At 64.6% G+C, this 23,395-nt stretch carries 22 protein-coding genes; 10 read left to right on the forward strand and 12 right to left on the reverse strand.

Going from position 1 to position 23,395, the window contains the following annotated elements; genetic code table 11:
• The first annotated feature begins 151 nt into the window (after positions 1–151).
• Positions 152–1,096, forward strand: coding sequence for a transporter (locus LI953_RS03680; protein WP_227074681.1), 945 nt, complete (start codon positions 152–154; stop codon positions 1,094–1,096).
• Between the two features lie 59 nt (positions 1,097–1,155).
• On the opposite strand, the gene LI953_RS03685 is transcribed toward LI953_RS03680, so the two are convergent.
• Both LI953_RS03685 and hpaI read right to left on the reverse strand, forming a co-directional pair.
• The gene (locus tag LI953_RS03685) at positions 1,156–2,031 is read right to left on the reverse strand and encodes an AEC family transporter (protein ID WP_227074682.1); all 876 of its coding nucleotides are present in this window, start codon (positions 2,029–2,031) and stop codon (positions 1,156–1,158) included.
• 18 nt (positions 2,032–2,049) lie between these two features.
• A complete protein-coding gene (gene hpaI, locus LI953_RS03690; protein WP_227074683.1) occupies positions 2,050–2,856 on the reverse strand; it encodes a 4-hydroxy-2-oxoheptanedioate aldolase in 807 nt (268 codons plus the stop codon).
• A 228-nt stretch (positions 2,857–3,084) separates the two neighbouring features.
• On the opposite strand from hpaI, the gene benA reads away from it, so the two are divergent.
• The 4 genes from benA (at position 3,085) to LI953_RS03710 (ending at position 6,830) form a co-directional block, all read left to right on the forward strand.
• A complete protein-coding gene (benA, locus tag LI953_RS03695; protein WP_227074684.1) occupies positions 3,085–4,440 on the forward strand; it encodes a benzoate 1,2-dioxygenase large subunit in 1,356 nt (451 codons plus the stop codon).
• Between the two features lie 80 nt (positions 4,441–4,520).
• Positions 4,521–5,006: a benzoate 1,2-dioxygenase small subunit gene (benB, locus tag LI953_RS03700; protein WP_227074685.1), complete on the forward strand. Its 486-nt coding sequence runs from the start codon at positions 4,521–4,523 to the stop codon at positions 5,004–5,006.
• Between the two features lie 19 nt (positions 5,007–5,025).
• Positions 5,026–6,045 carry a benzoate 1,2-dioxygenase electron transfer component BenC gene (gene benC, locus LI953_RS03705; protein WP_227074686.1) on the forward strand — a complete coding sequence of 340 codons (1,020 nt, stop codon included), beginning with the start codon at positions 5,026–5,028 and terminating at the stop codon, positions 6,043–6,045.
• Positions 6,042–6,830: a 1,6-dihydroxycyclohexa-2,4-diene-1-carboxylate dehydrogenase gene (locus LI953_RS03710; protein WP_227074687.1), complete on the forward strand. Its 789-nt coding sequence runs from the start codon at positions 6,042–6,044 to the stop codon at positions 6,828–6,830. Before benC ends, LI953_RS03710 begins: the two co-directional genes overlap by 4 nt.
• A gap of 7 nt (positions 6,831–6,837) precedes the next feature.
• On the opposite strand, the gene LI953_RS03715 is transcribed toward LI953_RS03710, so the two are convergent.
• Positions 6,838–7,758, reverse strand: a complete 921-nt coding sequence (locus tag LI953_RS03715; RefSeq protein WP_227074688.1) for a LysR family transcriptional regulator — start codon at positions 7,756–7,758, stop codon at positions 6,838–6,840.
• A gap of 176 nt (positions 7,759–7,934) precedes the next feature.
• Between LI953_RS03715 and LI953_RS03720 the strand changes: the two genes are divergently transcribed.
• Positions 7,935–8,855 carry a catechol 2,3-dioxygenase gene (locus tag LI953_RS03720; RefSeq protein ID WP_227074689.1) on the forward strand — a complete coding sequence of 307 codons (921 nt, stop codon included), beginning with the start codon at positions 7,935–7,937 and terminating at the stop codon, positions 8,853–8,855.
• Between the two features lie 45 nt (positions 8,856–8,900).
• Here LI953_RS03720 and LI953_RS03725 read toward each other — a convergent pair whose 3' ends face one another.
• Entirely contained in the window at positions 8,901–10,112 is a 1,212-nt protein-coding gene (locus LI953_RS03725; RefSeq protein ID WP_227074690.1) for a sodium:proton antiporter, read from the reverse strand.
• 111 nt (positions 10,113–10,223) lie between these two features.
• On the opposite strand from LI953_RS03725, the gene LI953_RS03730 reads away from it, so the two are divergent.
• Entirely contained in the window at positions 10,224–10,997 is a 774-nt protein-coding gene (locus tag LI953_RS03730) for an enoyl-CoA hydratase-related protein (RefSeq protein WP_227074691.1), read from the forward strand.
• Between the two features lie 197 nt (positions 10,998–11,194).
• Positions 11,195–12,790 (forward strand): isocitrate lyase, encoded by a 1,596-nt coding sequence (locus LI953_RS03735; protein WP_227074692.1) that lies wholly within the window; start codon positions 11,195–11,197, stop codon positions 12,788–12,790.
• Between the two features lie 72 nt (positions 12,791–12,862).
• Here LI953_RS03735 and LI953_RS03740 read toward each other — a convergent pair whose 3' ends face one another.
• Positions 12,863–13,894 carry a histone deacetylase family protein gene (locus tag LI953_RS03740; RefSeq protein ID WP_227074693.1) on the reverse strand — a complete coding sequence of 344 codons (1,032 nt, stop codon included), beginning with the start codon at positions 13,892–13,894 and terminating at the stop codon, positions 12,863–12,865.
• A gap of 128 nt (positions 13,895–14,022) precedes the next feature.
• Here LI953_RS03740 and LI953_RS03745 point away from each other — a divergent pair, with 128 nt between their 5' ends.
• A complete protein-coding gene (locus LI953_RS03745) occupies positions 14,023–14,478 on the forward strand; it encodes a hypothetical protein (RefSeq protein WP_227074694.1) in 456 nt (151 codons plus the stop codon).
• On the opposite strand, the gene arcC is transcribed toward LI953_RS03745, so the two are convergent.
• The 7 genes from arcC to LI953_RS03780 all read right to left on the reverse strand — a co-directional run bounded on the left by arcC (position 14,475) and on the right by LI953_RS03780 (position 22,403).
• Positions 14,475–15,386 carry a carbamate kinase gene (gene arcC, locus LI953_RS03750; RefSeq protein WP_227074695.1) on the reverse strand — a complete coding sequence of 304 codons (912 nt, stop codon included), beginning with the start codon at positions 15,384–15,386 and terminating at the stop codon, positions 14,475–14,477. The two genes, LI953_RS03745 and arcC, sit on opposite strands and share 4 nt — an antisense overlap.
• Positions 15,386–16,381 (reverse strand): ornithine carbamoyltransferase, encoded by a 996-nt coding sequence (gene argF, locus LI953_RS03755; RefSeq protein WP_227074696.1) that lies wholly within the window; start codon positions 16,379–16,381, stop codon positions 15,386–15,388. Before argF ends, arcC begins: the two co-directional genes overlap by 1 nt.
• A gap of 13 nt (positions 16,382–16,394) precedes the next feature.
• Entirely contained in the window at positions 16,395–17,630 is a 1,236-nt protein-coding gene (gene arcA / locus LI953_RS03760; RefSeq protein ID WP_227074697.1) for an arginine deiminase, read from the reverse strand.
• A 139-nt stretch (positions 17,631–17,769) separates the two neighbouring features.
• Positions 17,770–18,660, reverse strand: a complete 891-nt coding sequence (gene mmsB / locus LI953_RS03765; RefSeq protein ID WP_227074698.1) for a 3-hydroxyisobutyrate dehydrogenase — start codon at positions 18,658–18,660, stop codon at positions 17,770–17,772.
• A 22-nt stretch (positions 18,661–18,682) separates the two neighbouring features.
• A complete protein-coding gene (locus LI953_RS03770) occupies positions 18,683–19,732 on the reverse strand; it encodes an enoyl-CoA hydratase/isomerase family protein (protein WP_227074699.1) in 1,050 nt (349 codons plus the stop codon).
• A gap of 13 nt (positions 19,733–19,745) precedes the next feature.
• Positions 19,746–20,888 carry an acyl-CoA dehydrogenase family protein gene (locus LI953_RS03775; protein ID WP_227074700.1) on the reverse strand — a complete coding sequence of 381 codons (1,143 nt, stop codon included), beginning with the start codon at positions 20,886–20,888 and terminating at the stop codon, positions 19,746–19,748.
• A gap of 18 nt (positions 20,889–20,906) precedes the next feature.
• Positions 20,907–22,403, reverse strand: coding sequence for a CoA-acylating methylmalonate-semialdehyde dehydrogenase (locus tag LI953_RS03780; RefSeq protein WP_227074701.1), 1,497 nt, complete (start codon positions 22,401–22,403; stop codon positions 20,907–20,909).
• Positions 22,404–22,495: 92 nt separating this feature from the next.
• Here LI953_RS03780 and LI953_RS03785 point away from each other — a divergent pair, with 92 nt between their 5' ends.
• Positions 22,496–23,395, forward strand: coding sequence for a LysR family transcriptional regulator (locus LI953_RS03785; protein WP_227074702.1), 900 nt, complete (start codon positions 22,496–22,498; stop codon positions 23,393–23,395).

Below are 23,395 nucleotides of genomic sequence, written 5' to 3' on the forward strand. Positions count from 1 at the left end.
GAGGAGCTTTTGTCGTTCCACTTGTGATCAGAAAACAGCTGCTTCCTGCTCAGCTGACCGCCAAACATAAAGTGGCGGTGTAACAAAACGGGACATTCGACAACTGCCCGAGATACTCTGGGAGAGCGGGCAAAAAACAGGGAGATACAAAATGTCTATCAAACTTAAGCTCCTGACGAGCACCATGGCGCTGGCCGTGACCGGGTCGATGTTGGCTGCCAGCTACGCCAAGGCCGAAGAGCTGTGGGATCCGTATCTGCGTGGCGTGTTCGAGGGTGTTCCGGCTGGCGCGCTGCCGCCGCCCGGCGTTTATGGCGAGTTGGACAATTACTGGGCTAGCTACAGCAAATATGATGCCGCTGGCAACAAGATCCCCGGCACGCATCTGAATGCGCTGGTCGAAGTTCCCATCGTGCTGTGGGTGCCCGGCATCAAGATCCTGGGCGGTGATTACGCCGCGGCGATCGGCCAGCCCTTCGATTACACGAGCTTCCAGCCGCTTCAGCACAACCTCGGTGGTGGCGGTGGCAATCTCGGCATCTACAACACCGTGCTGGTGCCGGGCATGTTGTCCTGGTCGCTGCCGAACAATTTGTTCGTGAAGGCTGGCCTGACCATCCTGCTGGATGACGCCACCAACACGATGGCTGATCTGGTGCAGGGCAAGCTCACCAATGGCGGCGCGCCGTCGGGCAATGGCTACACCACCATGCAGCCGGATTTGGGCTTCAGCTGGCTGTCTGATGGCTGGAATGTGAGCGCTGGTCTGCATATGGCCTTCCCGATCGATTCCACCCGCGCGCCCGGTTACAATTATCGCTCGGCGCCGGAATTCTCGGCTGACTATACAATCACCAAGACCATCGGTGCATGGACGATGGGTGTGGGCGGTGAGCAGGAGAACCAGATCTCCAAGGATACGTTCAACGGCAAGCACGTTCCGGGCTCCATCACCCGCAACTACGGCATTGGCCCGATCGTGGGTTACCAGTTCCCCGGCGGTGTCGGTGTGACCGCGCTGTGGAACCACAGCTTCGCGACCACCAGCGAAGTGGCTGGCGACTTCTTCGATGTTCGCCTGACCACCCGCTTCTAAGGCAGAGCGGAAAGTAACCATGGACGGCCCGGTGCGAACCGGGCCGTTTTTGTTTTTGCCTAACGCAGCGTGATCGCCAGCGCGATCGGCAGGAAGATCAGCGAGGCAAGATTGCCGATCAGCACCATGGAGGCCACCTTGTCCGGCTCCTGGTTGTAGCGCTCGGCGAAAATATAGTTGAGCACCGCGGGCGGCAGCGAGCCGAAGATGATCAGCAGCGCGCGCTGCTGCGGCGGCAGCGGCAGCACCAGCAGCACCGCCCAGGCCAGCGCCATGCCCAAAACCGGCCGCAGCACCGCGCCCAGCACCCCGTAGCCGATCGAGCGGATTTGCGAATCCGCCAGCCGCGCGCCGAGCGCGAACAGCATGAGCGGGATCGAGATATCGCCCAGCATTTTCACCGAGATCAGCAGCGGTGGCCAGAGCGACTGCCCCGAAAGAGCGACGGCGAGGCCCGCGATCGAGGCCAGGATGGAGGGGGAGCGCCATATGCCCGCGAGCCGCGTTTCATGGTCGAGCAGCCAGGTGCCGAACGAGAACTGGGTGATGTTGGAGACCAGAAACGTCATGATCGCTGGCGCCAGGGCTTGCGGGCCGAACGCCAGCACCGCCACGGGCAGGCCGAGATTGCCGCAATTATTGAACATTAGCGGCGGCACCAGGGTTTTCGGGTCGATCCGCAGCGCGCGCGCGATCCCCCATCCCGCGATGCCGCTGCCCATGACGATGACCAGCGCCCCTAACGCCAAGGCGAGGAATTGCAGGATATGGAAATCCTTCCCGGCCATGGCGCTGAACACCAGGGCAGGGGTGAATACATCCATGTTCAGCCGGTTGGTGGTGCTGAGGTCGGGCTTGAGGCGGCGGCCGACGAGATAGCCCAGCGCGCTGATCGTGAAGAGTGGGAAAAGGACCGAAACGATATGACCAAGCATTGCGCGCGGCGACCGGCCTTAATAGACGGTGCCGGTGGGCACGTCTGGGCCAGCGCCGGGCTTGAAGCGCCGGGCCAGACGCTCGGTGCCGCGCGCGAGCAGCGTGGCGTCCACACCCACGGCGACGAAGCCGCACCCCGCCTCGATATAGCTCTGTGCCAGCGTCTCGTCGGAGGTAAGAATCCCCGCCGCCTTGCCCGCCTTGCGGATGCGCACGATGGCGTCCTGGATCTTCGCCTGCACCTCCGGGTGGTCTGGCGCGCCGAGATAGCCGAGCGAGGCGGAGAGATCAGCCGGGCCGATGAAGATGCCGTCCACCCCCGGCACGGCCAGGATCGCGTCGAGATTCTCCAAGGCTGTGGCAGACTCCACCTGCAATAGCAGGCAGATGCTGGCATCGGCATGCGCAAGATAATCGCCAATGCGGCCCCAGCGCGCGGCGCGGGCGATGGAACTGCCGACGCCGCGCACCCCGGCAGGCGGGTAGCGCACGGCGCTCACCATCGCCGCGGCCTGTTCAGCGGTCTCGATCATCGGGATCAGCAGGCTGCGCACGCCGATATCGAGCAACTGCTTGATGCGGTGCGGGTGCCCCGCGGGCGGGCGGACCACGGCCTCGGTGCCGTAGGGGGCGATGCTCTGCAACTGCCCCAGCACGCTGCGCAGGTCGTTGGGGGCGTGTTCGCCGTCGATCAATACCCAATCGAAGCCCGTCCCGGCGCAAATCTCGGCGCAATACGGGTCGGCCAGGGTCAGCCACAGGCCGATCAGCGTCTCCCCGGCAGCCAAGCGGGACTTGAAAAAATTCTCAGAGAGGTCGGGCATTTTTCGGCCATCCAGGCGGAATGTGGAGCGGTTTCATAGCGTGTTTTCCGGGATGCGACAAACCGGCCGAGCGGCTGGAAGGTGATGTAGTTGTCATATCTATAAGGTATGGAAATATATATACTCAGTCTTGGACTCGTCGGTGTCGAAAAACTATCCACAAGCCGGTTCCGGGGAGTAAGCTACGCCCGGCCTTCGCGCAACAAAAGCAACCAAGGAAACGCAGCTATGCTGGATGATGTTTCTCCTTCACCTCTTGGCGTCGTGCTCGAGGACGACCCCGCCACCGGACATTACCGCTGCCGCCGTGACATGTTCACTGATCCTGAGTTGTTCGAGCTCGAGATGCAGTACATCTTCGAGGGCAACTGGGTGTTCCTGGCCCATGAGAGCCAGATCCCGAACAATAACGACTATTTCACCACCTATATCGGCCGCCAGCCGATCATCATCGCCCGCAACCGCCAGGGCGAGCTGAATGCCTTCATCAACGCCTGCGCGCATCGCGGCGTGACCCTTTGTCGGCGCAAGCGTGGCAACCAGGGCACTTACACCTGCCCGTTCCATGGCTGGACGTTCAACAACTCCGGCAAGCTGCTGAAGGTGAAGGACCCCGAGAACGCTGGCTATCCCGATAATTTCAACACCGATGGCTCGCACAACCTGACCAAGGTGGCGCGTTTCGAGAGCTATCGCGGCTTCCTGTTCGGCAGCGTGAACCCCGACGTGAAGCCGCTGGCCGAGCATCTGGGCGAGGCCGCGAAGATCATCGACATGATTGTCGACCAGTCGCCGGAAGGGCTGGAAGTGCTCGAAGGCGCCTCCACCTATGTTTATGACGGTAACTGGAAGTTGCAGGCCGAGAACGGCGCCGATGGCTATCACGTCACCGCGACGCACTGGAACTACGCTGCCACCACCGGCCGCCGTAAGGAGCTGGAGCGTGATGACGGCATCCGCGCGATGTCGGCTGGCGGCTGGGCCCGCACCGGCGGTGGTTCGTACTCTTTTGAGCATGGCCACATGCTGCTCTGGACCAACTGGGCCAACCCGGAAGACCGCCCCAACTGGTCGCGCCGCGAGGAATACGCCGCCAAGTTCGGTCAGGCGATGGCTGACTGGATGGTGCTGCGCTCGCGCAATTTGTGCCTCTACCCCAATGTTTACCTCATGGACCAGTTCAGCTCGCAGATCCGCATCCTGCGTCCGCTGGCGGTCGATAAGACCGAGGTGACAATCTACTGCATCGCGCCGAAGGGGGAGAGCCCCGAGGCCCGCGCCCACCGCATCCGCCAGTACGAGGATTTCTTCAACGCCTCGGGCATGGCGACCCCGGACGATCTGGAAGAGTTCCGCGCCTCGCAGGAAGGCTTCGGCGGCCGCGCGGCGGCGTGGAACGATCTCTCCCGCGGCGCCAAGCACTGGGTCAAGGGTCCGGACGAGACGGCCAACCTGATCGGGCTGAAGCCGCTGCTGAGCGGCGTACGCACCGAGGATGAGGGGCTGTATGTCGAGCAGCACCGCTACTGGCTGGATGTTATGAACACGGCGCTGGACGGCGAGTTCGAAGCCGACGCCGAGTAACCCCTCTCACCTTCATCACCCACCGTGCGGCGCCGTGCATCGCGGCCCGCCGGGGGCAATAAACATGGGATAAGAAACATATGATCACGATCGAACAGGTGCAGGGGTTCCTGTACAAGGAAGCGCGTCTTCTCGATGACCGGGACTGGGATGCCTGGCTGGAGCTGTACGCGCCGAATGTCGAGTTCTGGATGCCGTCGTGGAAAGAGGATGACTCGCTGGTCACCGATCCGCAGCGGCAGATCTCGCTGATCTACTATCCGAACCGCGGCGGTCTGGAAGATCGTGTCTTCCGCATCCGCACCGAGCGCTCCTCCGCCTCGATGCCTGAGCCGCGCACCTCGCATAACGTCTCCAATGTCGAGATTCTGGAGCAGGCCGGCAACCAGGTGAAGCTGCGCTTCAACTGGTTCACGCTGAGCCATCGCTACAAGATGACCGACACCTTCTTCGGCGCCTCGTTCTATACACTCGATATCTCTGGACCAGAGCCGCGGATTACGAATAAGAAAGTCGTGCTGAAGAACGACTATATTCATCAAGTCGTCGACATTTATCATATCTGACCTGGGGAGGGAGGGTATCATGGCATTCAGGGTCGCCCTGAACTTTGAGGATGGCGTAACACGCTTCATCAATTGTCCGGCTACCGACACGGTGGCCGACGCATCCTATCGCGCCGGGATCAACATCCCGATCGATTGCCGCGATGGCGCCTGCGGCACTTGCAAGGTCTTCTGTGAGTCCGGCAAGTACGATGGCGGATCGTATATCGAGGATGCGCTGACCGATGAAGAGGCGGCGAAGGGCTTTGCCCTGACCTGCCAGATGCGGCCGAAATCGGATCTCGTGTTGCGCGTGCCGGTCCCTTCCTCCGCCTGCAAAACCGGGCCGGTGAAGCAGAAAGCGGTGATGGAGGTGGTCAACAAGCTGTCGCCGACCACCATCTCCTTTACGCTCAAGCTCACCGAGCCCGTGAAATTTCTGCCGGGGCAGTATGTGAATATCGAGGTGCCGGGCACGGGCCAGTACCGCGCCTATTCCTTCAGCTCCGCCCCTGGCGCGGATATCGCCAGCTTCCTGATCCGCAACATTCCAGGCGGGTTGATGAGCACGTTCATCGCGAGCCAGGCCAAGCCGGGCGACGAGGTGAATTTCATCGGTCCCTCGGGCAGCTTCTTCCTGCGCGAGATCGCCCGTCCGGTGCTGATGCTCGCGGGAGGCACGGGGCTGGCGCCGATGCTCTCGATGCTGGCCTATATGGAGGCGAACCCGCCCGCGCAGAAGGTGCATCTGGTTTATGGCGTGACCAACGACGAAGATCTGGTCGAAACCGCGGCGCTCGACGAATTCGCGGCCAAGATTCCGGGCTTCACCTGGGAGGCTTGCATCGCCAACCCCGCCAGCGCCTATCCGCGCAAGGGCTATGTGACGCAGCATTTGCTGCCTGAGCATATCAATGGCGGCGATGTGGACGTGTATCTGTGCGGCCCGCCGGCAATGGTGGAAGCCGTGCGCAAATACTTCACCGATACGGGCGTGACGCCGGTGAGCTTCCATTACGAGAAGTTCAACCCCAGCTCCCCGTCGGACAAGGCGGCATGAGCACACCCGCTTTCTGGCCTGGCCGTTTCGCGGGCAAGGTCGCGGTCGTCACCGGCGCGGCCCAGGGCATTGGCCGCGATGTGGCCTTGCGTCTGGTGGCCGAGGGCGCGCGCGTGGTCATGGCCGACCGCTCGCCGATCGTCGAGGAAGCACGCGAAGAAGCTGGCGAAAACGCGATGACCGTGCTCGCTGATCTCGAGGAATACGCCGGCGCGGCATCCGTGATGGATGCCGCCATGGCGGCCCATGGGCGCATCGACGTGCTGGTCAACAATGTTGGCGGCACCATCTGGTCCATGCCTTACGAGCATTACACGCCGGAGCAGATCAGCGCGGAAATCCGCCGCTCGCTGTTTCCCACGCTGTGGGGCTGCCATGCCGTGCTGGGGCACATGCTGGTTGGGGGCGGCGGAGCGATTGTCAACGTCTCCTCCATCGCCACGCGCGGTCTGATGCGCGTGCCCTATGGCGCGGCCAAGGGCGGGGTGAACGCGATGACCGTGAATCTCGCCTGGGAATATGCCCAGCAGGGCATCCGCGTGAACGCGGTGGCCACGGGCGGCACCGAGGCACCACCCCGGCGCATTCCGCGCGGTGGCGAAGACCGCACCGAGCAGGAGAAAATCTGGTATCAGCAGCTCATCGACCAGACCGTGCAAAGCAGCTTCATGCATCGCTACGGCACGATCAGCGAGCAGGTGAACGCGATCCTGTTCCTCGCCTCCGATGAGGCCTCCTACATCACCGGCGTGACGCTGCCCGTTGGCGGCGGCGACCGTGGCTGAGACGCGCTCAATCCTCGAGCCCGGCGGGGGTGGGGAGCCCCCATTCCCGGTAGGTGTCGAGGATTGTCTGCGACATCAACGCGAGAAGTTCGGACATGTCGCCCGCGCGGCGGCTCATGATGATCGGCGAAGTGGCGGAAGGATCGTCGAGTTCGCGATAGACGATATCGTCGCGCTTCAGCCGCGCCACCGAAATCGGCACGATCGCGCAGCCCGTCTCCGCCGCCACCAGCCCGATGGCGGTCTGCAACTCGCGCGCCTCATGCACAATGTTCGGCTCCAGCCCGCGATCGTGGAACAGCGAGATGACCTGATCGGCATAGCTCGGGCGCGGCTCGCGCGGGTAGATCACCAGCGGCTCCTGCGCGAGATCGGCAAGGCTCACCGGCCCCTGCGCCGCCGCCAGCGGATGTTTCACCGGCAGCACCAGCACGAGTTGCTCGTTGCGCAGAACATCGCGCCGCACGGCGGGATCATCGAGGCGGATGCGCCCGAAGCCGACATCGATCCGCCCTTCCTTCAGCGCGGCGATCTGCTCATAACTCACCATTTCCACCAGGCTCAGTTCCACCTCGGGCGCGGCGGCGCGGAAACGGCGGATCAGATTGGGCAGCGCGGCATACATGGTGGAGGCGGCGAAGCCGATGACAAAGCGCGGACGCCCGGTTTCCTTAAGGCGCTTCATCATCGTCCGCACGGCGTCCACGCGTTCAAGAATCTGGATGGCCTGTTCGAGAAACAGCCTGCCAGCCTCGGTGGTTTTCAACGGGCGGCTCTCACGCTCGAACAATTGCAGGCCGAGCTCATCCTCAAGCTGCTGAATCTGCCGACTCAGCGGCGGCTGCGCGATATGCAGCCGCTCGGCCGCGCGGGTGAAATTACGCTCATGCGCGACGGCGACAAAATAGCGGAGATGACGCAGTTCCATCAGATACCTCCCGGCCACAGGCGGATTTTTCCTGATCCGAAGCGGCATTTTTAGAGATATGCGCGGGATTCGTGGTCTGGCAAGCGTTGCAAATTTGGTCACACTAGGTGAGAATGCTTTTCATTATGACGTTCCCTTCTGAAACGTCCTGATTTTAACTGGGGAGTAAGTAAACAATGGCTCATACAGGCATTTTGCGGCCTGGCTTCGTGCAGGTTCGTGTGCTCGACATGCCAGCCGCGCTAACCCACTATATCGACCGCATCGGCCTCGATAAGGTGACGGAAGGTGCGGATGGCCGCATCTATCTGAAATCCGCGTTCGAGTTTGACCACCACAGCGTCGTGCTGCGGAAAGCCGAGGCCGCGGGCATCGATGTCGTGGCCTTCAAGGTCCGTAGCGACGCTGATCTCGACGCGTTCGAGGCGAAGATCAAAGCGGCGGGCGTGGCGGTGGATCACGTTCCGGCGGGCGAGCAGCCGGGCATCGGCCGCCGCATTGGTTTTTCCGTTGCTTCGGGGCATCGCATCGAGCTCTACGCGCATGCCGATCAATCCGATCCGAAGCCGCAGGTCATCAACCCCGAGCTGTGGAACTACGAGCCGCACGGCATGGCACCGAAGCGCTTCGACCACGTCCTCCTCTACGGTCCGGAGATCGACGCGGTCGAGGAATTCTTCGTCAACGTGCTCGGCTTCCTGGTCGCCGAGCGTGTCGATACGCCCGACGGCACCATCGGCATCTGGCTCACCGCCGGCATGAAGGCGCATGACATCGCCTTCGTGAAGCACCCGGAGCCCGGCAAGTTGCACCACATCTCCTTCCAGCTTGAAAATTGGAACGCGGTGGGGCATGCGGCGGACATCATCGCGCGCTACGAGATGTCGCTCGATATCGGGCCGACGCGCCATGGCATCACCCAGGGGCAGACGATCTATTTCTTCGATCCCTCGGGTAATCGTAACGAGGTGTTCACGGGTGGCTACGACTACTACCCCGACAACCCGATGCGCGTGTGGGATGAGCGCCAGATCGGTAAGGGCATCTTCTACTATGAGCGCGAACTGAACGAGCGCTTCCTCACCGTGGTGACCTGAGCCTCAACACCCCGGCGGCTGGTGTCCTCACCAGCCGCCGGTTTTTTATCGGCGCGGGATGAAGCGCAGCGCGCGCAGCAGCGGGGGCATCGTCAGCCCCTGGCCGACCACCGAGAACGTCACCACCGCGAAGGTGGCGGTGAGAATATCGTCACGAAAGGGCAGGGTGGGCGGTAACGAGAGCGCCAGCGCCAAACCCAGCGCCCCGCGCAGCCCGCCCCACCACAAAATATGTTGCGTGCGCAGCGGCACCGCCCAGCGCGTGCCAGTGAAAATCCGGCAGAGCGGATACACGGTGAGCGCCCGGCTCGCCAAAACTAGCGCGATGATGCCCAGCAGCGCCATTACCGCCGGCAGCGGAATGCGCATCGCCCCCACCGCCAGACCGATCAGCAGAAACACCAGCGAATTGGCGAGGTAGGCGATGAACTCCCACAGCGCCAGCATGAACTCCCGCTCCTGCGCCGAGAGATGGCTATGCGCGCCGCTGCTCAGCAGCCCGAGATTGCCGATCACCAGACCTGCCGTGACGGTGGCCAGCACCCCGGAGCAGCCCGCATGCTGGGCGGCCAAAAACGAGCCATAGGCCGCGACCGTGGTGAGGGCCGCCGTCGCCAGATGGTCGGTGAAGCGCCCCGCCAGCGCCAGCATCAGCGCCGCTACCCCCAGCCCGATGCCGACGCCCCCCGCCACCGTCCACCCCAGGTTCAGCGCCATCGCGGCCGGGCCAAGCGCCGGGCCAGCCCCCGGCTGCACCCAGGCCAGCACCAGGCTGAACAGCACTGCCGCGGCGCCGTCGTTGAACAGGCTTTCCGCCTCCACCAACAGGCGCAGCCGCCCGCTCACCTGGTTGTCCTTGAACATGGCGATCACCGCCACCGGGTCGGTCGCCGCGATCAGCGCCCCAAACAGCGCCGCCGCCCCCACTGGCCAGCCTAGCCCGGCCACCATGCCCGCCCCCACCACCGCGGCGGCCAGCACCGTGCCCGCGAGCGCCAGCACGGCCACCGGCGCGCCATCGCGGCGCAGCTCCTGCCAGTGGATGTTGACCGCCGCCTCAAACAGCAGCGGCGGCAGGATGACGTTGAAGATGATGTCATGCGTCAGCGCGATGCCGGAATTCACCCGCGCCAGCGCCAGCCCCACCCCGGCCAGCACCAGCCCCACCGTATAAGGCAGGCGCAGGCGCCGAGCGACGATGGCGACGGCCGTAGCCGCCAGCAAGAGCCAGAGCATGTTGGTGATCAGCGTATCCATGCCCCGATTGTGCGGCGCTGAAGGCGCGCTGTGAAGGCCCGGCCGGCCGGGTGGCATTTTCCGCAACCGTGCTAAAAGGGCGCGCAACCGATAACGACTTTGGAGATTTCCATGGCCTATGAAACCCTGCTCGTTGAAACCCACGGCGCCGTCACCCTGGTCCGCCTGAACCGGCCGCATGCGCTCAACGCCCTGAATTCGCAGGTGATGCGCGATCTGATGGCCGTTCTGGCCGCTTACGACGCCGATTCCACGCAGGGCTGCCTGGTGCTCACCGGGTCGGAGAAGGCGTTCGCCGCCGGGGCGGACATCAAGGAGATGCAGCCCATGAGCTTCTCCGCCATGTACGCGCAGAACTTCTTCGCCGGGTTTGACGCTGTTGTCGCCACCCGCAAGCCCTGGATCGCCGCGGTCGCCGGCTTCGCGCTTGGCGGCGGCTGTGAGCTGGCGATGATGGCCGATTATATCATCGCCGCCGACACCGCGAAATTCGGCCAGCCCGAGGTGAAGCTGGGCGTCGCCCCCGGTATGGGCGGCAGCCAGCGCCTGACCCGCGCCGTCGGCAAGGCCAAGGCGATGCAGATGTGCCTGACTGGGCGCATGATGGACGCCATCGAGGCCGAGCGCGCCGGGCTGGTGGCCGAGGTGGTGCCGGCCGATAAGCTGCTGGAGGAGGCGATGAAGCAGGCCCAGGCGATCGCCGCCATGCCGCCGCTCGCCACCATCGCCAATAAGGAAATGGTGAACGCCGCGTTCGAGACGAGTCTGAGCATGGGCATCCATTTCGAGCGCCGCCTGTTCAACGGCCTCTGCGCCACCGCCGACAAGCAAGAGGGCATGGCCGCCTTCGCCGAGAAGCGCAAAGGCGTGTGGCGCGGCGAATAAGCCCGTTTTGCAGGCCCGCGATTGTAAAAGCTTTGCCTTTTACGGCCGCGGGCTTGTAAACGTATTTACACAATTACAGTGTTTTTGCAGTTTGAAGACCTTTTCGAGGACATTTTCCTCTCCCTAATCGGGTCGTGAGTTTGTATGAGTATGTTGCGTCGCAACAAGCTCCCCTCCCAACCCGACGGAAGACGAAGATGTCCTATCAAGACCATATTTCGCAGGTTTCTCAGCTTATCCAGTCCAAAAACGGCACTTGGGACGGCATCAGCCCCGAGTCGGTGGCGCGCATGCGCCTGCAAAACCGGTTCGCCACCGGCCTGGATATCGCCCGCTACACCGCCAAGATCATGCGCGAGGACATGGCGGCCTATGACGCCGATCCCGCGAACTACACCCAGTCGCTCGGCTGCTGGCACGGCTTCATCGCCCAGCAGAAGATGATCTCCATCAAGAAGCATTTCGGCTCGACCAAGCGCCGCTACATCTACCTCTCCGGCTGGATGGTCGCCGCCCTGCGTTCCGAGTTCGGCCCGCTGCCCGATCAGTCGATGCACGAGAAGACCTCCGTCCCGGCGCTGATCCAGGAGATCTACACCTTCCTGCGCCAGGCCGACCAGCGCGAGCTGGGCATGCTGTTCCGCGATCTGGACGCCGCCCGCGCCGCTGGCGACATCGCCAAGCAGAAAGAAGTCCAGCACAAGATCGACAATTACGAGACCCATGTCGTGCCCATCATCGCGGATATCGACGCCGGGTTTGGCAATGCCGAGGCGACCTATCTGCTGGCCAAGAAGATGATCGAGGCGGGCGCTTGCGCCCTGCAGATCGAGAATCAGGTCTCCGACGAGAAGCAATGCGGTCACCAGGACGGCAAGGTGACTGTGCCGCACGAGGATTTCGTGCAGAAGATCCGCGCCCTGCGCTACGCCTTCCTGGAACTGGGCGTTGAGGACGGCGTGATCGTCGCCCGCACCGATAGCCTGGGCGCTGGTCTGACCAAGCAGATCGCCTTCTCCAAGGAGCCGGGCGATATTGGCGACCAGTACAATGCCTTCCTGGATTGCGAGGAAGTGCAGGCCGACGCCGCCCATAATGGCGACGTGATCATCAACCGCAACGGCAAGCTGCTGCGTCCGAAGCGTCTGCCTTCCAACCTGTATCAGTTCCGTCCCGGCACCGGGGCCGAGCGCTGCGTGCTGGATTGCATCAACGCCCTGAACAACGGCGCCGACCTGCTGTGGATCGAGACCGAGAAGCCGCATATCGAGCAGATCGCCGGCATGATGGACAAGATCCGCGAAGTGTGGCCGAACGCCAAGCTGGCCTACAACAACTCGCCGTCCTTCAACTGGACGCTGAACTTCCGCCAGCAGGTCTATGATGCATGGAAGGATGCGGGCAAGGATGTCTCCGCCTATGACCGCGCCAAGCTGATGAGCGTGGATTACGACGCCACCCCGCTGGCGCTCGAGGCCGACGACAAGATCCGCACCTTCCAGCGTGATGCGGCGAAGCGCGCGGGCATCTTCCACCACCTCATCACCCTGCCGACCTACCACACCGCGGCCCTGTCCACCGACAATCTGGCCAAGGAGTATTTCGGCGAGATGGGCATGCTGGGCTACGTGGCTGGCGTGCAGCGCAAGGAGATCCGCCAGGGCATCGCCTGCGTGAAGCACCAGAACATGTCCGGCTCCGATATCGGCGACGATCACAAGGAGTATTTCGCTGGCGAGGCCGCGCTGAAGGCTGGCGGCGTACACAACACCATGAACCAGTTCGCCGCCTGAGGGTGAACCGCATAGCGCCGGCGCCAACGCGCCGGTGCGACAAAAGGCCCGGAAACCCCGGGCCTTTTTATTTTACGCCCCTTCGAACCCGGCAAGCACGTTCACCGCGTTGATCCCGATTTCGGCCACGGCATAGCCGCCCTCCATCACGAAGAGCGCTGGCTTGCCCAGGGCGCCGATCATCGCCCCGATCCGGGTGAAATGTTCGTGTTCGAGTTTGAAATGGGAAATCGGATCGTCCTTGTACGTATCGACCCCGAGCGACACCACGAGCGCCTCCGGCCCAAAGGCCCGTATGCGTTCCAGCCCGGCGGTGAGCGCGGCCTCGTAAGCGGGCCATTCCGTGCCCCAGCGCAGCGGAAAATTCAGGTTGAATCCCTCGCCCCTCCCTGCGCCCATCTCATCGTCGAAGCCGAGCATGTAAGGGTATTCCTGGTCAGGATGGCCATGCAGCGAGACGAACAGCACATCATTGCGGCCGTAGAAGATTTGCTGCGTGCCATTGCCATGATGGTAATCGATATCGAGGACGGCAATGCGTCCAGCGCCGTCATCACGCAGCCTCTGCGCCGCGATGGCCGCGTTGTTGAGGAAGCAATAGCCGCCGTAATGATCCGAGCCCGCATGATGCCCCGGCGGGCGGCAGAGCGAAAACGCGGCGCGCTCCCCGGTATTGAGCAAGTTCGCGCCCGTGAGCGCCACATCGGCCGAGGTCTTCACCGCCTGCCATGTGGTCGCCGTGATCGGGGTGCCGCAATCGAAGCTGTAAAAGCCGAGGCGCCCGTCCAGCGTCTGCGGCGCCCTGTCCGCGCGCATCCCCCGCGCCGGCCAAGTATAGGGGTAGGCGGCGCCGCTCCGCCCCATGCCGAGCCATTCCTGGTGCGCGGTTTGCAGTAAGTCCACCAGCCCCGGCGCGTGGATCCGGGTAATGGCGTCCAGCGGACATGGCTGGGGCGCGATCACGTCGCCCAGCTTCACCTCGCGCACGCGGTTCAGCACCAATTCGGCGCGTTCCGGTTTCTCGAAGGCAGGCACGAATTCGCCAAATAGCAGCTCGCCCGGGCTTTGGTGCAGCAGATGATCGGCACTGTAGACGGTTCGCATCGGCGCTCTCCTCCTCGTTTTTTCAGATCATAGGCGCATGCCAGCCGCCGTCCAACGCCTCTGGTTGCCTCGGCGCCGCGCTGGGGCTATGGCGGCGCAATCATTTCACGCGGGAAGAGATTTGTCGCATGACGCTGCTTTGGACGCTGCTGATCCTCACCTTCATTTTCTCGGCTATCTTCATGCTGCCCACGCGCTGGTACACGGGCATGGCGAGCTGGGTTAAAAATTCCAGCGCCCGCCAGACGCTGCACGCGCTGGAACAGGAGCTAACCCGCCAAGCCGGGCAGGGCTTCAGCCAGGATATCAGCTTCTTCGCCGAGGGCGTTGGCCTCGCGCTGGACCGCGCGCGCAAGCTGGTGTTCATCGCTGTGCGCGAGGATGGCAAGCTGCAATCGGCGGTGGTGCCGTTCAGCGCCGTTGTCGACCATACGCATGGCGAAAAGCGCGATAGCGGCTTCTACGATTACTATGTCGATGTCACCATCACTGGCGCGGCGCGGCCCGTGTGGCGCCTGCTCTGCGGCGAGAATCCCGAACTGGCCGCCCGCCTGCGCGCGGCGCTGGACGAAGCCAAGGTCTAATCCGGCCGTACGATCGTCCCCGCCTCGCCGGCAGCGATCGCCTGCGCCTCCTCCAGCCGGCCGATCGCGGCGGTCCGCCCGGTGGCGCGCACAAAGGCGCAGGCCGCCCGCACTTTCGGCCCCATGCTGCCGGCGGCGAAATCATGCGCCGCCAGCGCCCCTGGCGAGGTCTGCCGCAATATCGTCTGGGCCGGGGTGCCATAATTCAGATACACGGCGGGCACGTCGGTGAGCATCAGCAGCATGTCGGCGCCGATCTCGGCCGCCAGCAGCGCGGCCGAGGCATCCTTGTCGATCACCGCCTCCACCCCGCGCCATTGGCCCGCCGCATCCCGCGCCACCGGAATGCCGCCGCCGCCCGCGCAGATCACGAACACCCCCGCCTGGGTGAGGCGGGTAATGCTGCCCGTGTTCAGCAGCCGGACCGGCGCGGGTGAGGGCACCACGCGGCGCCAATATTGGCCGTCCGGCGCCACCGCCCAGCCGCGGTCCGCCGCCAGTTGCCGCGCGGTGGCTTCGTCATAGACCGGGCCGATCGGCTTGCTCGGTTTGGCGAAGGCCGGGTCGTTGGCGGCCACCTCGATGCGCGTGAGCAGCGTCGCGATCTCCGCCTCGGGCGGCAGGGCGTTGGCCAGCTCCTGCTCCAGCAGATAGCCGATCCAGCCTTCGCTCTCGGCGTCCAGGCTGTCCAGCGCCTGCGCCGCCCCTTTCGGCCCGGCCTCGGCCTGCAAGGCCAGCAGCCCCACCTGCGGGCCGTTGCCATGGGTGAGGGTGACATGGTGCCCCCGCGCCGTCAGCGCCGCGAGCTGCACCGCCGCCTGCCGCACATTCTCATGCTGTGCTGCCTCGCTCAGCGCCTCGCCCCGGCGCAGCAGCGCGTTGCCGCCCAGGGCCGTGACGATATGCATCACGCCAGGGTGGCGACGAGGATCGCCTTGATCGAGTGCATGCGGTTCTCCGCCTGGTCGAACACGATGGAGGCCCCGGACTCGAACACCTCCTCCGTCACCTCCATGGCCGTAATGCCGTGCCGCTTCTCAATCTCCCGGCCCACGCTGGTCTCGGTGTTGTGGAAGGCGGGCAGGCAATGCATGAACTTCGCCGCCGGGTTGCCGGTGGCCGCCATCAGCGCGGCGTTGATCTGATAGGGCATCAGCAGCTTGATGCGGTCGCCCCAGAGATGCTCATCCTCGCCCATCGAGAGCCAGACATCCGTATAGAGGAAATCCGCCCCCTCGACGGCTTTTTGCGGATCGGCCTCGAAGCCGATTTCCGCGCCGCTCTGCGCCGCGATGGTGTGCAGCCGCGCGATATATTCCGGGGCGGGCCAGAGCGATTCCGGCGCGCCGATTTTCATCCGCATGCCCAGCTTCGCCGCCCCCATCGCCAGCGACAGCGCCATGTTGTTACGCCCATCGCCCATGAAGGCGAATTTGATATCCTGCAGCCCCTTGCTGCAAAATTCAGGCATGGTCAGAAAATCGGCAAGCACCTGGGTCGGGTGCGCGGCATCGGTCAGCCCGTTATACACCGGCACGCCGGAATATTTCGAGAGCGTCTCCACATCCGCCTGCGCGAAGCCGCGGAACTCGATTGCGTCATACATCCGCCCGAGTACGCGCGCGGTGTCCTTCACGCTCTCCTTGTGGCCGATATGGCTGCCGCCGGGGCCCATATAGGTGACATGCGCGCCCTGGTCATAAGCCGCGACCTCGAAGCCCGAGCGCGTGCGCGTGGAGTCCTTCTCGAAGATCAGCGCGATGGTCTTGCCGCGCAGGCGTTGCACCTCATAACCGCCGCGCTTGGCGGCCTTTAGTTCAGCGCCCAGCTTAAGCAGTTCGAGAATTTCGCCGGCGGTGAATTCCTCCAGCGACAATACCGAGCGTCCGCGCAGATGTACCATTCCCGTATCTCCCTCAGATTGCGTCGCGCCGGATCGGGCAGGTCATGCAATGCGCCCCGCCGCGCCCGCGCCCCAGCTCCGCACCCTCGATGGTGATGACCTCCACCCCGGCCTTGCGCAGCAGCGTGTTGGTGTAAACATTGCGGTCATAGGCGATCACCACGCCCGGTTCGAGGGCGAATACGTTGTTGCCATCATCCCATTGCTCGCGCTCGGCCTCATAGGAATCACCGCCCGTCTCGATCACCCGCAGCTTGGCATGCCCCAAGGCGCTGGCGACGACGTCGAGAAAACTGCCGGTCTCCTCGACGATCCGGATGCCGCTCTCGTTGGCGTCAGGATAAACCGAGAAGGGCCGCAGCCTGTGCACCACGTCGGGATAGATGGTGACGAGATCGCGGTCGCAGAAGGAGAACACGGTGTCGAGATGCATGAAGGAGCGGTCGCTCGGCATTAGCGCCGCGATCACCCGCTCCGCCGCCTTGTGCGCGAAGAGCCGCCGCGCATATTGCGTTACCGCCTGCGGGGTGGAGCGTTCACCCATGCCGATCAGCACCACACCATGGCCGACGGGCATGAAATCCCCGCCCTCCAGGCTGAGCGGCCCGGCCTGCTCCTCGGCGGCGTTGAAATATTTGTGGAACTTGGCGCCCTTGAAGCGCGGATGAAAGCCATACACGGCGGCCACATTCGCGGCTTCCTGCTGGCGCGCGGGCCAGTGCATGGGGTTGATGAACACGCCATTGCCGCTCCAGCAGGAGGTGTCGCGCGTGAAGAGCTGGTTGGGCAGCGGAGGTAACACGAATTCATGCGCCGCGCGGGTCATGCCGAACAGCGAATGCGGGGTGAACGGCAACTCCGCCCGCGCGATGCCGCCGATCATATATGCTGCGAGCTGTGTCGCGTTCATCTCGTCGAGCCAGGCGCGCAGCTCGGCATCGGTGCCGGTGGCGCTGTCCGCCGTGCCCAGGCGCTTGTCGAGCAGCCAGTCCCGCGCCGGTTTGTGCGTCATGGTCTCGGCCAGGGCCTGGCCGAATTCCACCACCGCCACCCCGCGCTCGCGCAGCGTGTCGACAAAGGCATCATGCTCCTGCCGCGCCTTTTTCACCCAGATCACATCGTCGAACAGCAACTCATGGCAGTTGCCGGGGGTGAGGCGGGTAAGGCTGAGATCCGGCCGATGCACCAGCACTTCGCGCAGCTTGCCAACTTCGGAATGGACACCAGGGTCCGCTTGGGTGGTGCTCATGGCGCGTTTCCTGTCCTTGTCGTTGCCGTGCTTCTAGCGCGTGGCGGCCAGGGCGGCCTTGCGCAAAATCAATCCGGCGGCATCGGGGGGCAGAAAACGAAGCGGCAGCGGCCAGAGCCGATGCCGCCTCAGAGCGGGCTTATTTGCCTTCGGCGCCGCGGAAGAAGTTGATGATGGCCGAGAAATCCTCGCCGCCATGGCCGAGCTTCTCGAAGATGCTGTACAGCGCCGCCGCCTGCGCGCCCATCGGGCTCGAGGCACCGGCGCTGATCGCGGCCTCCTGCGCCAGGCGCAGATCCTTCAGCATCAGCGCGGTCGCGAAGCCCGGCTTGTAGTCGCGGTTGGCGGGCGAGGCGGGCACCGGCCCGGGTACCGGGCAATTGGTGGTCAGCGCCCAGCACTGGCCGGAGGAGGTGGAGGCGACATCGAACAGCGCCTGATGCGAGAGGCCGAGGCGCTCGCCGAGCACAAAGGCTTCCGCCACCCCGGCCATGGAGATGCCGAGGATCATGTTGTTGCAGATCTTCGCCGCCTGGCCGGCCCCGGCATCGCCGCAATGCACCAGGCGCTTGCCCATTTTCTGCAACACCGCCTCGCCCTTGGCGAAGGCCGCGGCCGAGCCGCCGACCATGAAGGTGAGCGTGGCCGCCGCCGCCCCCATGGTGCCGCCAGAAACCGGGGCGTCCAGCGTCAGCATACCCATCCCGGTGCCGAGCTGGTGCGCCTTGCGCGCGCTCTCCACGTCGATGGTCGAACTATCGATGAACAGCGTGCCGGGCCGCGCCACCTGCGTCAGCTCGCCCCACACCGAGAGCACGTGCTTGCCCGCGGGTAGCATGGTGATCACCACATTGGCATGTTCCACCGCCGCGGCGGCGCTGGCGGCGAATTTCACCCCCTGCGCCGCGGCCGCCGCCTCGGCATTGGGGGCAAGGTCGAAGCCGGTGACGTCGAAACCCGCTTTCATCAGATTGCCAGCCATCGGCAGGCCCATATTGCCCAGGCCGATAAAGGCGATTTTTTCCGCCATGTTGTCCTCCTGTGTGTAAATTTCAGAAAAGTCTGTCAGGGCTATTGCGCAGATACGCCTCCACGGTGGCGGCGCTCACCTCTTCCAGTGTGGCCGGGCGCCATTTCGGGGTGCGGTCCTTATCCACCACCGCCGCGCGCACGCCCTCATAAAACTCATCCGAGGCCAGCACCGAATGCGTGGCGGCGAATTCGCGCTCCAGGCTGTCCTTCAGGCTCTCGTCATGCCGCGCCAGGCGTAGCATCCGCAGCGTCACCTTCATGCTGGTGGGCGATTTCTGCGCCATCACGGCAAGGGTCTTTTGCGCGAACGCGGAGCCCGAGGCCTTGAGCGCCGCCACGATCTGCTCCACCTCGTCATGCGCGAAGGCGGCGTCGATCTCGGCGCGGTGCGCGGCCATCGGCGCCGGCACAGTCTCGGCAAGGCGGCTGACCACGCCGCGCACATCCGCCAGCGTGGCGGTGGCGGGCAGGGTGGCCAGGGCCTCATACAGCGCGGGCAGCCTGTCGCTTGGCACGAAATGATCGGCAAACCCGGCGTAGATCGCGTCCGCGCCGCCGAAACCATCCCCGGTCAGGCCCATGAAGGTGCCAATCTCGCCGGGAGCGTGGCTGAGCAGCCAGGTGCCGCCGACATCGGGGAAAAAGCCGATGCCCGTCTCCGGCATCGCCATGCGCGTGCGCTCGGTCACCACCCGCACGCTGCCATGCGCCGAGATGCCAACGCCCCCGCCCATGGTGATGCCGTCCATGATCGCGACATACGGTTTGGCATAGGCGGCGATATGCGCGTTCATCCGGTATTCATCGCGGAAGAATTCCCCGCCGAAGCCGATGTCGCGCGGGCCGCGCTCATACAGGGCGCGGATATCCCCGCCCGCGCACAATCCGCGCTCGCCTTCGCCGGTCACCAGCACAGCCCCCACGGCCGGGTCAGCCTCGAAGCGCTTCAGCGCGGCGGCGAGGTGCTTGATCATCTCCAGCGTCAGGCTGTTGAGTGCCTTGGGCCGGTTCAGCCGCACGCGCCCCAGCGCGCCCACGGTCTCGACCAGAATGTCGGGGCTTTCGGACATTCAGTGTTTCCTCTCAGCTCTTGGCGGTGATGCCGCGCGCGATGATCACGCGCATGATCTCGTTGGTGCCTTCCAGGATCTGGTGCACGCGCAGATCGCGCACGATCTTCTCGATGCCGTAATCGGCGAGATAGCCGTAGCCGCCATGCAGTTGCAGTGCCTGGTTGGCGATGTCGAAGCTGGCATCGGTGACGAAGCGCTTGGCCATGGCGCAGAGCCGGGTGGCGTCGTCGGTCTTGGCATCCAGCGCCGCCGCCGCGCGCCAGAGGAAGGTGCGCGCCACCTCCAGCTCTGTCGCCATGTCGGCGAGGCGGAATTGCAGCGCCTGGAACTCGTGCAGCGCCGCGCCGAAGGCCTTGCGCTGCCCCATGTACTCCACCGCCTTGTCGAACGCCGCCTGGGCGCCGCCGAGCGAGCAGGCGGCGATGTTCAGCCGTCCGCCATCCAACCCGGCCATGGCGATGTTGAAGCCCTTATTCTCCAGCCCGAGCAGATTGGCGGCGGGCACGCGCACGCCGTCGAAGGTGACGGTGCGGGTGGGCTGCGCGTTCCAGCCCATCTTCTTCTCATTGGCGCCGAAGGACAGCCCCGCCATCCCCTTCTCGACGATGAAGGCGGAAATGCCGCGCGCCCCGGCATCGGCGGTGCGGGCCATCACCACATAGATGTCGCTGGCCCCGGCGCCGGAGATGAATTGCTTCTCCCCGGTCAACACATAATCATCGCCATCGCGGACCGCGCGGGTGCGCAGCGCCCCGGCATCCGAGCCCGCCCCCGGCTCGGTGAGGCAATAGCTGGCCAGATGCTCCATGCTGGCGAGCGCCGGGATATAGCTTTGCCGCTGTTCGTCATTGCCGAAGCGGTCGATCATCCACACGCACATATTATGGATGGAGAGATAGGCGGCGACAGAGGGGCAGCCCTTGGCCAGGGCCTCGAACACCATCACCGCCTCCTGGCGGCCCAGCCCCGAGCCGCCCACATCGTCACGCGTATAGATCGCGCCAAGGCCCAGAGCGGCGGCCTTGCGCAACGTCTCCACGGGGAAGGTCTTCGCCTGATCCCATTCCACCGCGAACGGGGCGAGTTCCTCGGCCGCGAAGCCCTCCGCCATATCGCGGATCGCGGCCTGTTCCTCAGACGGCAGAAAATCCATTCCCCGTGCCTCCCTGCTTTACGACATGGTGGGGATGACGAAGCTCGCGCCATCCTTGTTGGTGCTGGGCCAGCGCGCCGTCACCGTCTTGGTCTTGGTATAGAAGCGGATGGAATCCGGCCCGTGCTGGTTGAGATCGCCAAAGCCCGAGCGCTTCCAGCCGCCGAAGGTGTGGTAGGCGATGGGCACCGGAATGGGCACGTTGATGCCGACCATGCCCACCTGCACGCGGGCCGCGAAATCGCGCGCCGCATCGCCGGACTGGGTGAAGATCGCGGTGCCGTTGCCGTATTCATGGTTGGTGGCCAGGGCGAGCGCGTCCTCGTAGGTCTTGGCGCGCACCACCGAGAGCACGGGGCCGAAGATCTCCTCCTTGTAGATGCGCATCTCCGGGGTCACGTGGTCGAACAGCGAGCCGCCGATGAAGAACCCGTTCTCATAGCCCTGTAGCTTGAAGCCGCGGCCATCGACGGCGAGTTTCGCGCCTTCCTCGACGCCGATCCTGATGTAATCCTCCACCCGCGCCAGCGCCTGGGCGGTCACCAGCGGGCCGTAATCGGCGGTGCCATCGGTCGAGGGGCCGATTTTTAGATTCTCCACGCGCGGGATCAGCTTCTGCACCAGCCGCTCGGCGGTGCCTTCGCCCACCGGCACCGCCACCGAGATCGCCATGCAGCGCTCACCGGCCGAGCCATACCCGGCGCCGATCAGCGCATCCACGGTCTGGTCCATATCCGCATCCGGCAGGATGATGGCGTGGTTCTTGGCGCCGCCGAAGCATTGCGCGCGCTTCCCGGTCTCCGCCGCGCGGTGGTAGATGTAATGCGCGATCGGCGTGGAGCCAACGAAGCCCACCGCCTTGATGTCGGGATCATCGAGGATCGCGTCCACCGACTCCTTGTCGCCATTCACCACGTTCAGCACGCCCGGCGGCAGCCCGGCCTCAAGGAACAGCTCGGCGATGCGCATCGGCACGCTGGGGTCGCGCTCCGAGGGTTTCAGGATCATCGCATTGCCGCAGGCCAGCGCCGGGGCGGCTTTCCACAGCGGGATCATGGCCGGGAAGTTGAACGGGGTGATGCCCGCCACCACGCCGAGCGGCTGGCGCATGGAATACACGTCGATGCCCGTGCCGGCGGAGTCGCTGTACTCGCCCTTCAGCAGATGCGGGATACCGATGGCGAATTCCACCACCTCCAGCCCGCGCTGGATGTCGCCCTTGGCGTCGGGGATCGTCTTGCCATGCTCCGAGGCCAGCATCGCCGCCAGCTCGTCATATTCCTTCTGGATCAGTTCCAGGAACTTCATCAGCACGCGCGCGCGCCGCTGCGGATTGGTCGCCGCCCAGCCGATCTGCGCGTCGCGGGCGTTCTCCACCGCCGCGCGCAGCTCGGCCTTGGAGGCCAGCGCCACCTTGGCCTGCACGGCGCCGGTCGAGGGGTTGAAAATATCGGCAAAGCGGCCGGACGTGCCGGGTACGCGCTTGCCGCCGATGAAATGTCCGATTTCACGCATGGTTTGGTTCCTCCACGATCTTGCCCACAGCTTGCACGAATTCACGCACAGTCATAGGCTCTAATTTTCAAAACCGTTGTGCAAAAATTCACATGAACCAGACGCTCGATTGGGATTTGCTGCAATCCTTCCTCGCCGTGGCGCGCACCGGGCGGCTCACGGGCGCGGCGCGGCGGCTGGGCATCGACCATTCCACCCTGTCGCGCCGGCTCACGGCGCTGGAGGCGGCTCTGGGCACCAAGCTGTTCGAGCGCCAGCTCTCCGGCTACCGGCTCACCCGCCAGGGCGAGCATCTGCTCGGCCAGGCGGAGACGATGGAGAGCACGGTGCTGGCCATCCAATCCGATGCCGGGCGCGAGCGCGCGCAGGTCTCCGGGCTGGTGCGCATCGGCGTGCCGGATGGGTTCGGCACCTTCTTCCTCGCCCCCGAGATCGGCCGCCTTGCCGCCGCGCAGCCTAATCTGCAAATCGACCTCGCCGCCACCCCGCGCGGCTTCTCGCTCTCCAAGCGCGATGCCGACATCGCCATTATGCTCTCGCGCCCGGCGCATGGGCGCATTCATGCGCGCAAGCTCACCGATTACGAGCTGGGCCTCTACGCGGCGGCCGATCTGGCCCCGCTCGTGCGCAGCGCCGAGGACATCGCCCGCCTGCCGTTCATCTCCTATATCGACGACATGCTGTTCGCGCCGGAGCTGGATTATGTCCCCGCCATCGGTAAGGGGATCGAGCCGAAGCTGCGCTGCTCCAACCTCATCGCCCAGCACATGGCCGCCGCCGCCGGGGCGGGGCTGTGCATTCTGCCCTGCTTCCTGGCCGATGGCGATGCCCGGCTCACCCGTGTGCTGCGCCAGGAGATCCGGCTGATCCGCAGCTTCTGGATGCTGGTGCCCTCCGATATCCGCGAACTGGCCCGCATCCGCGTCACCTGCGACTTCATCGCCGACGCGGTGGCCCGCGCCGCGCCGCGCTTTCTGCCAGAAAAGGGTTGA

Origin of the sequence: Acidocella sp. KAb 2-4 (assembly GCF_020567705.1) — a bacterium.
GTDB lineage: Bacteria > Pseudomonadota > Alphaproteobacteria > Acetobacterales > Acetobacteraceae > Acidocella.